Annotated in this window: 16 protein-coding genes; 9 read left to right on the forward strand and 7 right to left on the reverse strand. The window is 63.2% G+C overall.

Annotated elements, in window-relative coordinates:
• Positions 1–27 precede the first annotated feature (27 nt).
• Together gor and purL are read right to left on the reverse strand one after the other, a co-directional pair.
• A complete protein-coding gene (gor, locus tag DSM104635_RS12605; RefSeq protein WP_158766540.1) occupies positions 28–1,413 on the reverse strand; it encodes a glutathione-disulfide reductase in 1,386 nt (461 codons plus the stop codon).
• A 49-nt stretch (positions 1,414–1,462) separates the two neighbouring features.
• Positions 1,463–3,694: a phosphoribosylformylglycinamidine synthase subunit PurL gene (purL, locus tag DSM104635_RS12610; protein WP_158766541.1), complete on the reverse strand. Its 2,232-nt coding sequence runs from the start codon at positions 3,692–3,694 to the stop codon at positions 1,463–1,465.
• A 119-nt stretch (positions 3,695–3,813) separates the two neighbouring features.
• On the opposite strand from purL, the gene DSM104635_RS12615 reads away from it, so the two are divergent.
• The 6 genes from DSM104635_RS12615 to DSM104635_RS12640 all read left to right on the forward strand — a co-directional run bounded on the left by DSM104635_RS12615 (position 3,814) and on the right by DSM104635_RS12640 (position 8,167).
• Positions 3,814–4,020, forward strand: a complete 207-nt coding sequence (locus DSM104635_RS12615; RefSeq protein WP_267129026.1) for a DUF433 domain-containing protein — start codon at positions 3,814–3,816, stop codon at positions 4,018–4,020.
• A gap of 3 nt (positions 4,021–4,023) precedes the next feature.
• A complete protein-coding gene (locus tag DSM104635_RS12620) occupies positions 4,024–4,356 on the forward strand; it encodes a DUF5615 family PIN-like protein (protein ID WP_158766543.1) in 333 nt (110 codons plus the stop codon).
• Positions 4,357–4,441: 85 nt separating this feature from the next.
• Complete coding sequence (locus DSM104635_RS12625) at positions 4,442–4,897, forward strand: MaoC family dehydratase (RefSeq protein WP_228445678.1); 456 nt, start codon at positions 4,442–4,444, stop codon at positions 4,895–4,897.
• Entirely contained in the window at positions 4,897–5,748 is an 852-nt protein-coding gene (locus DSM104635_RS12630; protein ID WP_158766544.1) for a protein phosphatase 2C domain-containing protein, read from the forward strand. The genes DSM104635_RS12625 and DSM104635_RS12630 overlap by 1 nt, the downstream gene beginning before the upstream one ends.
• Before the next feature lie 39 nt (positions 5,749–5,787).
• The gene (locus tag DSM104635_RS12635) at positions 5,788–7,977 is read left to right on the forward strand and encodes a prolyl oligopeptidase family serine peptidase (protein WP_158766545.1); all 2,190 of its coding nucleotides are present in this window, start codon (positions 5,788–5,790) and stop codon (positions 7,975–7,977) included.
• Positions 7,978–7,993: 16 nt separating this feature from the next.
• Positions 7,994–8,167, forward strand: coding sequence for a hypothetical protein (locus DSM104635_RS12640; RefSeq protein ID WP_158766546.1), 174 nt, complete (start codon positions 7,994–7,996; stop codon positions 8,165–8,167).
• Here the strand turns inward: DSM104635_RS12640 and DSM104635_RS12645 are convergent.
• From DSM104635_RS12645 to DSM104635_RS12655, 3 genes are read right to left on the reverse strand one after another with little or no spacing between them, the layout of a single operon-like run.
• Positions 8,164–9,792 (reverse strand): peptide ABC transporter substrate-binding protein, encoded by a 1,629-nt coding sequence (locus tag DSM104635_RS12645; protein ID WP_158766547.1) that lies wholly within the window; start codon positions 9,790–9,792, stop codon positions 8,164–8,166. The genes DSM104635_RS12640 and DSM104635_RS12645 overlap by 4 nt on opposite strands.
• Positions 9,792–10,703 (reverse strand): ABC transporter permease, encoded by a 912-nt coding sequence (locus tag DSM104635_RS12650; protein WP_158766548.1) that lies wholly within the window; start codon positions 10,701–10,703, stop codon positions 9,792–9,794. Before DSM104635_RS12650 ends, DSM104635_RS12645 begins: the two co-directional genes overlap by 1 nt.
• Positions 10,700–11,647 (reverse strand): ABC transporter permease, encoded by a 948-nt coding sequence (locus DSM104635_RS12655; protein ID WP_158766549.1) that lies wholly within the window; start codon positions 11,645–11,647, stop codon positions 10,700–10,702. The genes DSM104635_RS12650 and DSM104635_RS12655 overlap by 4 nt, the downstream gene beginning before the upstream one ends.
• 81 nt (positions 11,648–11,728) lie before the next feature.
• Between DSM104635_RS12655 and DSM104635_RS12660 the strand changes: the two genes are divergently transcribed.
• The gene (locus DSM104635_RS12660) at positions 11,729–12,163 is read left to right on the forward strand and encodes a protein tyrosine phosphatase family protein (protein WP_158766550.1); all 435 of its coding nucleotides are present in this window, start codon (positions 11,729–11,731) and stop codon (positions 12,161–12,163) included.
• On the opposite strand, the gene DSM104635_RS20025 is transcribed toward DSM104635_RS12660, so the two are convergent.
• Positions 12,160–12,282 carry a hypothetical protein gene (locus DSM104635_RS20025; protein ID WP_267129027.1) on the reverse strand — a complete coding sequence of 41 codons (123 nt, stop codon included), beginning with the start codon at positions 12,280–12,282 and terminating at the stop codon, positions 12,160–12,162. The genes DSM104635_RS12660 and DSM104635_RS20025 overlap by 4 nt on opposite strands.
• A gap of 37 nt (positions 12,283–12,319) precedes the next feature.
• On the opposite strand from DSM104635_RS20025, the gene DSM104635_RS12665 reads away from it, so the two are divergent.
• Both DSM104635_RS12665 and DSM104635_RS12670 read left to right on the forward strand, forming a co-directional pair.
• On the forward strand, positions 12,320–13,279 hold the full coding sequence (locus DSM104635_RS12665) for a hypothetical protein (RefSeq protein ID WP_228445679.1): 960 nt from the start codon (positions 12,320–12,322) through the stop codon (positions 13,277–13,279).
• Between the two features lie 9 nt (positions 13,280–13,288).
• Complete coding sequence (locus tag DSM104635_RS12670) at positions 13,289–14,200, forward strand: MBL fold metallo-hydrolase (protein WP_158766551.1); 912 nt, start codon at positions 13,289–13,291, stop codon at positions 14,198–14,200.
• Here the strand turns inward: DSM104635_RS12670 and DSM104635_RS12675 are convergent.
• Positions 14,197–14,427 carry a hypothetical protein gene (locus DSM104635_RS12675; protein WP_158766552.1) on the reverse strand — a complete coding sequence of 77 codons (231 nt, stop codon included), beginning with the start codon at positions 14,425–14,427 and terminating at the stop codon, positions 14,197–14,199. The genes DSM104635_RS12670 and DSM104635_RS12675 overlap by 4 nt on opposite strands.
• Positions 14,428–15,124 lie beyond the last annotated feature (697 nt).

Genomic DNA, 15,124 nt, shown 5'->3' on the forward strand with positions numbered 1-15,124 from the left:
CTTGTCGAAGGCGGCGTCGCTACACGCTTAAGCCGGCGCTTCGTTGTCGTGCGCGACGGGCTCGCCCATGAGGACGAGTTCTTCGGCGCCAGTCGGGTGCACGGCGCAGGTGGCGTCCCACTGTGCTTTGGTAAGGCCAGCTTTCACCGCGATGGCGGCGAGTTGGATTTGCTCCGGTGAGTCCACGCCGGCGATGTGAACGCCGAGCACGCGATCACTCTCGGCATCCACCACCATCTTCATCAGCACGCGCTGCTCGTTGTTGGCGAGGATGTGCTTCATCGGGCGGAACACGCTGCGGAAGATTTGTAGCTTGTGCCCCTTCTCGCGCGCTTGCTCTTCGGTGAGGCCAACAGATCCCACGGGCGGACGTGAGAACACGGCGCTGGCGACATCGGCGTGATCGAACGCCGTTGGGCGCGCCATGAATTCGGTTTCGATGAAGGCCATGGCTTCGCGGATGGCGACTGGCGTGAGGTTGACGCGATCAGTCACATCGCCGACGGCCCAGATCGATGGCACGCTGGTGCGGGAATATTCATCAACGGCGACGGCGCCGCGCGCAGTGAGGCGCACGCCGGCGGCTTCTAGGCCCATGTTTGCGGTGTTCGGCTCACGGCCGACCGCCCACATCACTTGATCAGTTTCGATCTTCATCGAATTCGAGAGGCTCACCAGCTTGCGGTCGCCGGTGAGCGCGGTGATTTCATCGATGGTGGAGCCGCAGATGATCTTGACGCCGGTGCGTTCGAGATCGGCTTGGACGTGGGCGCGGATGTCGTGGTCGAAGCCGCGCAGGATACGCTCGCCGCGATAAACGATGGTGGTGTCGACGCCGAGGCCGGAGAATACGGTCGCGAACTCCACCGCGATGTAGCCGCCGCCGGCGATGACGATCTTGGACGGCAGCTCTTTCAGCGTGAACGCGTCCGTGGACGTGATGCCGAGCTCTTGGCCGCGGGTTTTGGTCGGCCGGAAGGTGTGGCCGCCGGTGGCGATCAGGATGCGCTCGGCGGTGAAATCGCGGCCGCTGCGGGAGAGGCGCACGGTGTGCGGATCGACGACGATGGCGCGGTCGTCGTGCATGGCGACGCCGGCGGCTTCGAGGTTCTTGGTGTAGAGGCCGGAGAGCCGGTTGACTTCGTTCTGCACGGTGTCGCGAAGCGTCGGCCAATCGAAGCGCGCCCAGTCGACGGTCCAGCCGAAACCCTTGGCGTCGCGGAAGTTTTGCGAAAATTCGCTGGCGTAAACGAACAGCTTCTTCGGCACGCAGCCGCGCAACACGCAGGTGCCGCCGATCTGCACTTGCTCGGCAATGCCGACGCGCGCGCCAGACTTGGAGGCAAGCCGCGCCGCCCGCACGCCGCCGGAGCCCGCGCCGATGACGAAGAGATCGTAGTCGTATTGGGGCATTGGCACTCCGTGGCGCCCGCCTCCCCGCGAAGCGGGGAGGATAAAGAAATTAGTGCGCCACCTTCATATAGGCGGGGAGCCAGCTTTCGTGAGCTTTGCGCAGGTCTTCGAGTGAGACGCGCTCGCGGTTGCCGGTGGCGCCGAGATAGCTGATCTCGCGCCCGCCCGCTTCGCCGACGAGGAGGTAGCTCACGCCCGCCGCGCGGGCGCGTTGATCGAGCGTGTCGGCTTTGTTGGCCGGGATGGCGATGAGGTAGCGGGCTTGGTCTTCCGCGTAGAGGAAGGCCGCGTCGCTGAGATCGCCCTGGTAGCCGAGTGAAACGCCGACGTCTGAGCCGAGCGCCATTTCGGCGGCGGCGATGCCGAGGCCGCCGTCGCTGAGATCGTGCGCGGCGCGGATTGTGCCGTCTGAGATCAGCGCGCGGACAAAGTCGCCGTTCTTCTTTTCCAGCGCGAGATCGACTTTAGGCGCCGCGCCGCCGAGTTTGTAGAGATCGCGCGCGTAGATCGATTGGCCGAGATGGCCTTCTGTTTCGCCGATCAGCACCAGCACATCGCCCGGTTTCAGTGCATCGGCGGTGGCGCGGCGTTCCATGTTGTCGATAATGCCGACGCCGCCGATGGCGGGCGTGGGCAGAATGGCTTGGCCGTTGGTCTCGTTGTAGAGCGAGACATTGCCGCTGATCACCGGAAACTCCAGCGCGCGGCAGGCTTCGGCGAGGCCTTCGATCGCGTAGACGATCTGACCCATGACTTCGGGGCGTTGCGGATTGCCGAAGTTGAGATTGTCGGTGACCGCGAGGGGGCGCGCGCCGGTGACGCTGAGATTGCGCCAGGCTTCGGCGACGGCTTGCTTGCCGCCTTCATAGGCGTCGGCTTCGACGTAGCGCGGGGTCACGTCGCACGTCATCGCGAGCGCGCGTTGTGAACCGTAAAGGCGGACGATTGCGGCGTCGCCGCCGCTATCGGCCAGCGTGTCGCCCATGACGTGGCGATCGTACTGCTCCCAGATCCAGCGCTTCGAGGCTTGGTCCGGTTGCGAGAGCAAAGTGGTGAGCGATTTGGCGAAGCCGGGATATTCGTCGTTCAGGCGCTTGGTTTCGCCTTCGGTCAGCGGGATGGCTTTCAGCGGCTGCACGTACGGGCGCTCGTACTTCGGCGCTTCGTCAGCGAGCGGGCCCAGCGGGATGTCGCAGACGATCTGGCCGTGCCAGCGGAGTGTGAGGTTTCCGGTGTCGGTGGTTTGGCCGATGACGGCGGCGTCGAGGCCCCACTTTTCGAAAATCGCTTTCGCCTCGGCTTCGCGGCCGGGCTTCAGCGTCATCAGCATGCGCTCTTGGCTTTCGCTGAGCATGAACTCGTAGGGCGTCATGCCCTCTTCGCGCGCGGGCACCGCGTCGAGATCGAGCAGGATGCCGGCCTCGCCTTTCGACGCCATTTCGACGGACGATGAGGTGAGACCCGCAGCGCCCATGTCTTGGATGCCGATGATGGCGTCTGTGGCCATCAGTTCGAGGCAGGCTTCGATCAAGAGCTTTTCGAGGAAGGGATCGCCGACTTGGACGGTCGGGCGTTGCGCGTCGGAATCATCGTCGAACTCCGCGCTTGCCATGGTGGCGCCGTGGATGCCGTCGCGGCCCGTCTTGGCGCCGACATAGACGACGGGATTGTTCGCGCCTTTGGCTGCGCTGGTGAAGATTTTGGTTTTGTCGGCGATGCCGAGGCAGAACACGTTGACCAGGATGTTGCCATTGTAGCGGGCGTCAAAATTGGTCTCGCCGCCGACCGTCGGTACGCCAACGCAATTGCCGTAAAAACTGATGCCGCTGACGACGCCGTCGACCAGTTTGCGCGTCTTCGGGTGATCCGGTTCGCCAAAGCGCAGCGCGTTCATGATCGCCACTGGCCGCGCGCCCATGGTGAACACGTCGCGCAGGATGCCGCCGACGCCGGTCGCGGCGCCTTGGAACGGCTCGATGAAGCTCGGGTGGTTGTGGCTTTCCATCTTGAAGATGGCGGCGAGGCCCTCGCCGATATCGATGGCGCCGGCGTTCTCGCCCGGCCCGTAGATCACGTGCGGCGCCGTGGTCGGAAATTTCGCGAGGTGGACACGGGTGGATTTGTACGAGCAGTGCTCGCTCCACATCACCGAGAAGATGCCCAGTTCGGTGACGTTCGGCGTGCGGCCAAGCTTTTCCAGGACGAGATCGTACTCATCTCGGGAGAGGCCGAATTCTTCGGCGAGCGCGAGGGTGCCTGGCGCGAGCGGGTCTAGGGACATGGGCGCGAGATAGCGTGTGTCGCGGGGCCTGGGAAGTGCTGGGAAAACCCGTTTCGGCATAGGTGCGCGGCGTTGCAGGCGGGGCGAAAACACGCCATCTTGTCGCAATGGCGTTGGTTGTGAGCGATCCGGACATTTTGGGTGGTGAACCCGTCTTTGCCGGCACTCGCGTGCCGATCAAAAACCTCACCGATTACCTCGAGGGCGGCGATACGCTCGACACCTTCCTAGATCACTTCCCGAGTGTTCGCCGCGAACAAGCTGTCGCATTCCTCGAAGCAGCACGTGAGCACCTTGCGGCAGTGGCCGCAACTGCAGCGGAGTAGCCTGTGCGCGTCATCCTCGACGAGTGCCTACCAAGGGTTCTCGGGGACGACTTGACCGGTCACGACGTGCAGACAGTGCAACAAGCAGGATTCGACGGCCTCAAGAATGGTGAGTTGCTGAAACGGATCGCCGCCGCTCAGTTCGACGCCTTTGTCACAGTTGACAAGAACCTTCCAACCGAACAACGCGCCGCCAGTCTCTCCTTCGGGATCGTCGTATTGCGCGCCAAGTCGAACAGGATTCAAGACCTCCGGCCGCTCGCCAACAAGATTGTAGATGCCCTCACAACCTTGAAGCCCGGGCGTGTCGCGATTGTCGCCAAAGGCCGGCGCTAGCGCCCGTCTGGCGCCCGGTACGTGGCGGCAACTCGACAACGCGAGCCCCTGGCCTTACCTCCAAATCGAGCCCGAGGGAGCAGCCATGGCTATGCGCGAAATTCCGCTGTCGGAGATCCAGAGCCTGGTGGGCCAGGAGATCGGCGTCTCGGACTGGCTTGAGATCACCCAGGACCGGGTCAACCGTTTCGCCGACGCGACGGGTGACCACCAGTGGATCCACGTCGATATCGAGCGCGCAACCAAGGAGTTGGGCGGGCCGATCGCGCACGGCTACCTCGTGCTGTCGCTGATCCCGTTTTTGGCCAAGAACATCATTTCGTATTCCGGTGTTTCGCGCGGCATCAATTACGGCTCCAACAAGGTGCGCTTCACCAACGCGGTGCCGGTCGGTAAGCGCGTGCGCATGCGGACGACCATTCTGTCGTGTGAGATGCGCACCGGCGCCTATCAGGTGACCAACCAGTTTACGATCGAAATCGAAGGCGAAGAGCGGCCGGCGTGTGTCGCTGAAGTCGTGTCGCTGATGTATCCTGGCTGATGCTGACGCTGATCGAGGCGATCTCGCTCGCGGGCGATCGCAACAAACAGAATGACGATGTTGCGGGGGCCTTCGGCTCGTTCGCTTGGGTGATCGATGGCGCGACGGACTTGGTGTCGCCTCCAATTTCACCATGGGCTTCCGACGCCGCGTGGATTGCGTATCAACTTCACGACGAGTTCAACCGCAATGCGCCTCATACTGAAGTTTCCGCGCATCGGATTCGCTCACTGATCTGGCAAGCATCTGTGCAGGCCAAGATGGCGTTCGACAAGTTTGGTGGCGCTGACGAGCGCTGGAAAAGCCCCACCGCGTCCGTTCTGGCCGTGGGCGAAACCGGCGACGGTTTGATTGGCCTAGACCTCGGCGACTGCCGTTGCTTTGCATCGGACTCGGACGGGGGCGCCCACAGCGCAGGCTCGCGCGACAGTGGGACCGACGATGAGCGGGAGCGCGCGCGCGAAGCGTCGAAGCGAGCAGGTTCAGCGGCTTTGCTGCGCGATCCTGACACGATGACTATGCTGCGCAGTGTGCGGGCTCAACACAATTTGTCCGGCGGACATTACTGGGTGTTTGGGCTGCAGTCGGAATGCGCGGATCATGCGCGGGTGTGGACGTTGCCGCTGAAGCGTCCGGCGCATGTGCTGCTCTGCACCGATGGTTTTTCCGCGCTGGTGGACCGCTACAAGGTCTATGACGCGGGCGGACTGGTGAAAGCCGCGCTCGACAAAGGGTTGCAGGAGCTTGGCCGCGAATTGCGGGCAATCGAGACCGCAGACGCGGGCGGCGCCAAGCATCCGCGCTTCAAATCCAGCGATGACGCAACGGCCCTGCTGCTACGGCTCACTTGAGCGATTGACCGCGCCGCCGCCTTCGCCAAGAAAGCCGCCATGAATCGCAGACAAATGCTCCAGGCCAGCGCTGCTGTGCCCACCCTCGCCCTCCTTCCCGCTTGCGCCTCAACGGATGCACCCATGACCGAACCTGTCGCGCCGCTTACGCCCCCTGTCGCGCGCATCGAGCCGAAGACGATCGAGCAACTCGGGCGCACGCGCGTCGACAATTATGCGTGGCTGAAAGACGAGAACTGGCAAGCGGTGATGCGTGATCCCACGCTGCTGCAGCCGGAGATTCGCTCCTATCTCGATGCGGAGAACGCCTATCGCGAGCAAGTGATGGCACCGACAGCGGCGCTGCAGGAGCGACTCTATCAAGAGATGCGCGGGCGCACCAAGGAAGACGATAGCTCGGTGCCGGCGCCGGATGGGCCGTGGGAATATTATCGGCGCTTCGAGACCGGCGCTCAGCATCCGAAGTACGCGCGCCGCCCGCGCGGCAGCGAAGGCCCGGAGCAAGTGTTGCTCGACGTCGATGCGCAGGCGCAGGGCAAGACGTTCTACAAAGTCATCTCAGCGCAGCACTCGCCCGATCACACGATGCTGGCGTACGCGGTCGATGAGCAAGGCTCGGAAATCTACACGGTCTACGTGAAGGATCTGGCCAGCGGCGCGACGCTTCCGGCTTCAATCGCAAACTGCACCGGCGATTTCGCTTGGGCGCCGGATTCTTCTTTGATCTTCTGGACTTTCCGCGATGACAACGGCCGGCCTGCGAAAATCTATCGCCGTCTTGCCCGCGGCGGTGAAGATACGCTGGTTTACGACGAGCCGGATGACGGCTTCTTCCTTGGCGTCGGCCCGACCGAGAGCCGCGAGTTTATGCTCATTACGGCGGGCAATGGCAGCCAGTCGGAATACTACACCATCCCCGCGAGCAATTTGACGGCGGCGCCAACGCTGTTCAGCGCGCGCGAGGAAGATCTGCTTTACACGCCGACGCACTGGAATGGCCGCTGGTACGTGCTGACCAACGCCGACAACGCGGTGGACTTCAAAGTGATGACGGCCGAGCCCGGCCGCACGGCGCGTGCGAACTGGCGCGAATTCCTGCCGCATCAGGAAGGCCGCTACATTCTGGGTCTGGGCGCGGCGAAGGATTATCTCGTCCGTGTGGAGCGGTCGAACGCGCTGCCGCAGATCGTGATCCATCATCGCGGCGGCGATGAACACGCCATCGCGCTGACCGAGCAAGCGTACAACCTCGAAATGGCCGGCGGCTATGAGTTCGACACCACGAACCTGCGCTACGTCTATGAATCGCCGACCACGCCGATGCAGTGGTTTGACTATGACATGGCGGCGCGCACGCAGGTGTTGCGCAAGACGCAGGAAATCCCGTCGAGGCATAATCCCGCCGACTATCTCACCGGGCGTTTCTTTGCGACGTCGAGCGATGGCAAGCGCATCCCGATCACCGTGCTGTTCAAGCGCGGCACGCCGCTCAACGGAACCGCGCCGCTGCTGCTCTACGGCTATGGCTCGTACGGCATCTCGATGGACGCGGATTTCTCGATCCGCCGCTTTAGCCTCGTCGACCGCGGCTGGATCTACGCCATCGCGCACGTGCGCGGCGGGTCGGAGATGGGCTTCGGCTGGTTTCAGGATGGGCGCCGGTTCAAGAAGAAGAACACGTTCAGCGATTTCATCACCGTCGCAGAAGAGCTGATCGGTGCTGGCTACGGCCGCGCCGGCAACATCGTGGCGCAAGGCGGTTCGGCTGGCGGATTGCTGATGGGCGCGATCGCGAACATGCGGCCGGACTTGTGGGCCGGCGTGATCGGGCAAGTGCCGTTCATCGATGTGCTGAACACGATGAGCGATACCTCGCTGCCACTGACGCCGCCGGAATGGCCTGAATGGGGCAATCCGCTGGAGGATGCGGAGGCGTACGACTATATCGCGTCCTACTGCCCCTACACGAACATCAACGCCAAAGCGTATCCGGCGATGCTCTCAACCGGCGGCCTCACCGATCCGCGCGTGACATATTGGGAGCCGGCGAAGTGGGCGGCGAAGTTGCGTCCGCACACCACGAGCGGGCGGCCTGTGCTGTTGAAGATCAATATGGGCGCGGGACACGCTGGTTCGGCGGGACGCTTTGAATTCCTGCGCGAAGTCGCGCACGACTACGCGTTCGCGATCAAAGCGGTTGGCAGCGAAGAAGCTGGCGGGCCGTTCTAGTCTGGAAGCGCATTCCATGCCGAAACCAACATTAGGACATGCGATTCTGCTGTTGTTTGCGATTGTTGGTTTCGGCAGCCTGGGAATTGCTGGCGTCGTGCCCCCGTGGCTCTACTGGATTCCAATGGGGCTCTTCCTCTGCCTGGTTGCATACGCCGCTTACAAACAACACGGCGGCCAAGACGATTAGGTTCGAATCCCGAACCAGCGCGCGCGGTGGATGTCTTCGAGGTTATCCTCGTAGCCAGTGATGTCCGGGTGCACGAGGTTGGTGGAGTTCATGAACACGCTGGTGCAGATCGGCGCGTCGTCCAGCACCATTTGCTCGGCTTGCATCATGATTTGCGCGCGGCGCAGGGCGTTCGGCTCAAAATCCGATGCGTGCACGAGTTGATCGTATTCGGGGTTTGAGTAGCCCGGATAATTCTGCGGACCTGTGCGCGTTTCCAAGAGATAGAGATATTGTTTGGCGTCGTTGTAATCGGCGACCCAGCCGCCGTCGCCGGCATCGTAATTCTTCGAGCGCAGATTGGCGTAGTGCACTTGAGCCTCGACGCCGCGGAGCTCCACCGTGACCCACGGCGCAATCTCGCGCCAATCGGCTTGGACGACCACGGCGACGCGTGGGTTGTCGCTGGTGTTGCGGTGCGAGAATGCGAAGCGGAGCGGATTGTTGGGGCCGTAACCCGCTTCGCGCAGCAGGGCGACGGCATCCGCGCGACGGCGCGCGAGCGGGACGTTGGCCCACGAATAGCGCGCGTTTGAGATGTAGTTCGCGATCGCCGGCGGCACGAACGAATACGCGGGTTGCTCGCCGGTGCGATAGATCTGTTCGCACAGGAATTCGCGGTTCAGCGACATGGTGAGCGCGCGACGCACGCGCGCATCGTTGAACGGCGCCTTGGTCATGTTGAACGAGAAATAATTGGTCAGCAGGTAAGGTGCTACGCGCACGAAGCCGGGCAGCGCGCGGCGCAGCTCTTCCACCTGGTTTGATGGAAACCGGTTCGACCACCCCGCCTCACCGCTCATCACCTTGCGCGCCGCGGCGTTCACATCGGTGGCGGGATAGAAGTAGAGGTGCTCGAGCACGACATTGTCGTTGTCCCAGAACACCGCGTTGCGTTCGAGGTGGACGACGTAGTTCGACCACCAGCGCACCAGCTTGTACGGGCCGTTGACGACACAATTGGCTGGATCGATCCAGTCCGCGCCGAGCCGTTCAACCACGTGCTTCGGCACCGGGAACGCGGTGTAGTGCTTCAGCAATTGCGGCAGGTATGGCGCCGGATGCTCTAGCTGAATCTCGAGTGTCAGATCGTCGAGCGCTCGGACACCGAGATTGGTGTACGACATGTCGCCCTTGTTGATCGCTTCTGCGTTCTTGATTGGGTAGAGGATCGCCGCGTATTCGGAGAGCGTTTCCGGATTGAGGATGCGCTTCAGGGCGAACTCAAAATCGTGTGCGTCACACGCTTCACCGTCCGACCAGGTCGCGCGGCGCAGATGGAAAGTCCAGGTACGGCCGTCTTCGCTGACATCCCAGCTTTCGGCCATGCCGGGGACCGGCTCACCGGCGGCGTTCTCGGTGGTGAGGCCGATGAACATGTTGCCGATGATGTTGTTTTCCCAGATGCCGTTGGCTTTGTGGGGATCGAGCGACAATGGCTCGCCCTGATTGGCGCAATCGAGCGTGCGCTTTCCCTTGTCGAACCCGATCACGGAAGCATTGGCGCAAGCGCCAAGCGAGGCCGCGGCGGTCAAGCCGCCGGCTCCGGCCAATAAACGTCTGCGATTGGTCCAGAAGGCGGACATTAGCGCTCCTTCGGATCGAGTGCGTCGCGCAAGCCGTCGCCCAGGAAATTGAGCGCGAGCAGCGTGACCAGCATCAATAACGCCGGCGAGATCAGCATCCACGGCGCGACGATCATCTGGCGGGCGCCGTAGGAGATGAGGCTGCCAAGCGACGCCAGCGGCTCCTGCACGCCAAGGCCGATAAACGACAGGAAGCTCTCGGCCAGGATGATAACGGGGATGTTGAGCGTCGCGAACACGATCACCGGGCCTAGCACATTCGGCACGATGTGGCGGAACACGATCTGCAACGGCTTCGCGCCCGACGCGCGCGCGGCTTCCACGAACTCGCGGCTCCGCAGCGCAATGGTCTGTCCGCGCACGATGCGGGCCATGGTCAGCCATTCCACGGCGCCGATGGCGCAGAACACGAGGATGAGCTTCAGGCCTGGATCCGGTACATTGACGACTGTCATCAGCACGATGACGAAGAATACGAACGGAATGGCGTAGAGCACGTCGACGATGCGCATCATCAGATCGTCAAGCCAGCCGCCGATGAACCCGGCGATTGCGCCCCAGGCGACGCCGATGGTGAGCGCCACCACTGTCGCGCAGGCTCCGACGAGCAGCGAAATGCCAAGCCCGCCAATCAAGCGCGCAACCATGTCGCGCCCTTCAGTGTCGGTGCCGAGGACGTGCATGTGATCCCAGGTCGGCGGAACGCCGACGCGATCGCGGAAGATCACATCCGCGTCGTGAACCCAAAGCAGCGGTCCGAACACTGCGATCAGAACCAGGATGGTGACGACGTAGAGGCTCGTCACCGCCGCCGGGTTGCGCATGAGACGCCGCCAAGCGTCCTCTCCGAGCGAGCGGCCCTTGATCGTGGCCGGCGCCGGCGCGGTGTCTTCGATGAAAATGTCGCTCATGCCGTGCGCGCCCGCGGATCAAGGACACGATACATGAGGTCCGAGCAGAGGTTCAGGACAATGATGAGCACCGAATAGACCAACACCACGCCCATCACGACCGTGTAGTCGCGCCCCAGAGCAGCGATAACGAATTGCTTGCCGATGCCCGGCAGGGCGTAGACGGTTTCAACCACGAATGAGCCGGACATCACCGCGGCCAAAGCCGGTCCCGCGTAGGAGACGATCGGCAAAAGCGCGATCGGCAGCGCGTGGCGCCACACGATCTGCGCTTCGGGCAATCCCTTGGCGCGCGCGGTGCGGATGGCATTGGAGCGCATGGTCTCGATCATGCTGGCGCGCATCAGCCGCGAGACGATAGCCGTCAGCGGCAGCGCCAAGGTCAGGATCGGCAGCAACAAATAGCGGATGCCGAACTCGTCGCGGTAGAGCCCCTGCGTGGGCAAGATGCGCCACTCGACGCCGAACAAGAGCTGTAGAAGCGGCCCGACCACAAGGGGCGGCAAACACACCCCCAAAATGGCGATCGCCATGACGGCGTAGTCTTGCGCCTTGTTCTGTCGGAGCGCCGCCAGGATGCCGAGAGAGCCGCCAACGATGAGCGCGACCGCCATAGCGCCGAGGCCGAGCAGTAGGCTCGTCGGCGCGCCCTCGGCCAGAATGTCGGCGACGTCCTTGTCCTTGTAAGTCATGGACGGCCCAAGATCGCCGCGCAGCAAGCCGCCGCCTTCTTCGGCCCCCACCAGATAACGGATCAATTGCTGCTCGATCGGCAGGTCGAGGCCGAACTTGGCTTCCAGGCGCTGCTCGATCTCACGTGGGACTTGCCGCTCCTTCGTGAACGGCCCGCCCGGCGCGAGGTGCATCAGCACAAACGCGGCGGCGACGATGCAGAGTAGCGTAGGTATCGCGACGATAAGGCGCCGAACGACTTGTGCGAGCATCCCTACGTCCTAATTGCGCCGAAGCGGCGAAAAGCGGGCGAACCTTGCGTCCCCGGTAAGCCGTGTCAACGTGGCGAAGGCATGACTGAGTACATCCGCGTCACACCCGAATTCGCCGTCGCTGGCCAGCTGGAGCCCACTGATATCGCGCGTGCTAGTTCTGAGGGCTTTGCCGCCGTCATCGTCAATCGGCCTGACGGCGAAGACCCGGGCCAACCGCGCGAAGCCGAAATGAAGGCGGCCGCCGAGGCGGCCGGGATGCGGTTCGTGAGCCTCCCCTATACCGGGCGCACCCCCCCCGGCGTCGTCGCTGAGACGGCCGCCCTGCTGGATGAGACGAAAGGCCCTGTCCTGGCCTATTGCCGGACCGGCAAGCGGTCGATTATGGCGTGGGCCCTGGCGCAGGCCCTGTCCGGGGCGCGGCGTCCTGATGAAATAATCGCCTTGGCCGCCAGGGCGGGCTACGATCTACAAGGGGCGCGGGGGGCGCTCGACACGCTGGCGCCCAAGTCCTAGCCGACAGGCGTCATCAGGACCCAAACCGTCTTCAGCAAGACGATCAAGGACAAGGCGACCAGCACCGTGCGAACGCGATCCAACGCGAACATACCGATATTGAACGCAGCGGCGGCCATGGCCTGCTCGTCTGCAAACGCCGGGCCGTTTTAACCGATGACGGACGCAACCCCACGGGTGTTCCAGACCTCGGGCAAGGTCTGGCTCAAGGATTTCGAGTTCGGGCTGACCGGCCTGACCGTGCGCAAGACCGGCGCGCGCGTCCCTTATTCACCATCAGTGCTGAAGCAGGTCTCGGCCTGGTTCGCGTATTTCTTCGCGGCCCAACGCATCGAGGCGCTGACGCCGAACTTCACCATTAGCTTCACGCCCGAACGCGCGCGGCCTTGGTATTTAATCTGGGCCGTCTCACGCGCCGCGGGCGCGAAATACACGAAGGATGCGTCCGCCGCTGACGTCGTGATGCACTTCGAAGACGCCACCTATAGCCCCAACGATGCGCCCGCGCGGATAAAGAGCGGCGCGCACTTGGTGAATTTCCGCTGCAACGACGTTTCAAAAACTAACGTCTCGCGCGCCAGCGCCGTCGCTTTCGGTCGAACGCTTGCGGTTGATCCCCGCACGCATGTCGGCCCCGCGGTCGAGAAGTCTGAGATTAACGCGGCGCATGATGGCCGCATCGTGCAGTGCCCGACGCAGGCCATTCCCGGCCGCGTTTACCAGCGCGTGATCGACAATCGCATGGCCGCGCATCCGGACCTGGTGGAAGATCTCCGCACCTGCACGGTTGGCGGCAAGGCCGTGTGTGTGTTCATCAAGCGCCGGCAAGTAACCAAGCGCTTCCTCAACACGAATACCGAAGTGCTGCTCCGGCAGCCCGAGGAGGTGTTCAGCCCCGCGGAACTCGAACAGATCAGCGCGTTCACGCGCGAGATCGGCTTGGATTGGGGCGGCGTGGACGTGTTGCGCGATAAGGCGGATGGCGCACTGACCATTGTTGACGCCAACAAGACCGACATGGGCCCGCCCATCGGCTTGAACCTGCCCGACAAAGTGGTGGCGACGCGGATGCTGGCAAAGGCCTTCCGCGCCTTCGTCCGCGGCGAGAACGCCTGAGGCGCTGCCATGGCTTCCAAAATCCCGTTCGTGCACGAGATGGACTTTGTCTACGAGGAGGCCCAGCAGGTCAGCCCGCTGATCCGCCGGCTCGTGGCCAACAATCCCGGCCCGTTCACGTTCAAGGGCACCGGCGTCTACATCGTCGGCAAGGGCGAGGTCGCGATCATCGATCCCGGCCCCGATGACGATGCACACATCGAAGCGCTGCTGCGCGCCGTCGAAGGCGAGCGCGTTACGCACATCCTCGTCACGCACCGCCACATGGATCACAGCCCGGCGGCGCATCCGCTGGCGGCGCGCACGGGCGCCAAAGTCTATTCCAGCACTATTCCGCCGAAGCCGAGCGAATGCGATGAGCTCCGCTTGGAAGCATCGGATGACCGCAGTTTCCAGCCGGACATCAACGTGCAAGACGGCGATCGCTTCAGCGGCCCAGGCTGGACCATCGAAGCGGTGTTCACGCCCGGCCACACCACCAATCACATGGCCTACGCGCTGATCGAAGAGAACGCGCTCTTCCCCGGCGACCACATCATGGGCTGGTCCACCACCGTCATCGGGCCGCCCGACGGTGACATGACCGACTATTTCAACAGCCTCGAAAAAGTGCGCGACCGCGACTTCACCACGCTGTGGCCGACGCATGGCCCGCCGGTGCGCGATGTGCGCCCGTTCGTGCAGGCCTTCATCGATCACCGCCTCGATCGCGAAGCGCAAATCCTGGCGCAACTGCAAGCCGGCCAGCGCCGCATCAAGGATATGGTCAGCGTGATCTACGCCGACGTGGACAAGCGGCTGCATCCGGCCGCGTGCCACTCGGTGCTTGCGCACATGATCCGGCTGGTGGAGTTGGGCCGCGTCGGCTGCGAGGGGCCGCCGTGCGTCGAGAACGAGTATTGGCTGAAGCGCGCGGCTTAGTGGACCGACTGCACCGGGCCGTCGAAGGTCTCGAGCGCGATGATGCGGCCGTTGTCAGCCAGGTCACGGATTTGGAAGCCGCCCGCGCCGAATTTGGAGCGCGGCCGCGCGCTCCAGGCGTGCGCTTGCATCGACACCAGCAACAGATTTCTCTCGCCCAACGAGCGCGTGTGGCAGACCGAGTTCTGCTCGGTGGTTTCCACTAGATATTCGATCCGAAAGCGCATCCCACTCCCCAGTGTGAGGCGCAAATATCCAACCTTTCCAACGCGCGCGGTATCAGGCGCACGGGCTAGCCAAACGGCCTACGCCTCCGTGAAAAAATTGCAGCGGACGCGCGGAACGAATTGCCTGTCGACGTGTTCTCTCCCTGCTGAAGCAGAACGGTAGCAATACTGGGACGCGAAAGCAGAAAGCGGCGCCGGGTCAAACCGGCGCCGTTTTTTCCTGTCCGGGCACCCGGCGCACAAACGAAAACGGCCCCGATTGCTCGGGGCCGTTTCTTTGTGGGCGTCGACCTAGTCCGGAAGGGTGTGGCCGTGGGTTAGTGCCTTGCGTTTCGGTTCGCGAGGAAAACGCGGAACCTAGAGCGCGGTTCCATCAAGCGCATCCGCCGACCGGCTCCACCGGAAACCCTTCTGGTTGCTGGGGCCACATCTCGACGGGACGCTCATGGGATCGGCCGGCATCCCAAACGTTCTCAGCGACGAGATAGAGTTTGTGGTCTGACTCAAGTTGAACCACTGCGGCCGCGTTGGATGATGTCACCGTTGGAGGCAATGCATATCGCAAGGTGCAACGACCGATTTTCAACTCAACGCGTACCTCGAGGTCACTGGAGCGATACAGAATCTCCTGCCCTGATCGATCCCTTATCCGGACGCCACCGAAAAACGACCTGCCAACCGGGCCGTAGTAATCCCG

The sequence above is a fragment of the Terricaulis silvestris genome (assembly GCF_009792355.1).
GTDB lineage: Bacteria > Pseudomonadota > Alphaproteobacteria > Caulobacterales > Aquidulcibacteraceae > Vitreimonas > Vitreimonas silvestris.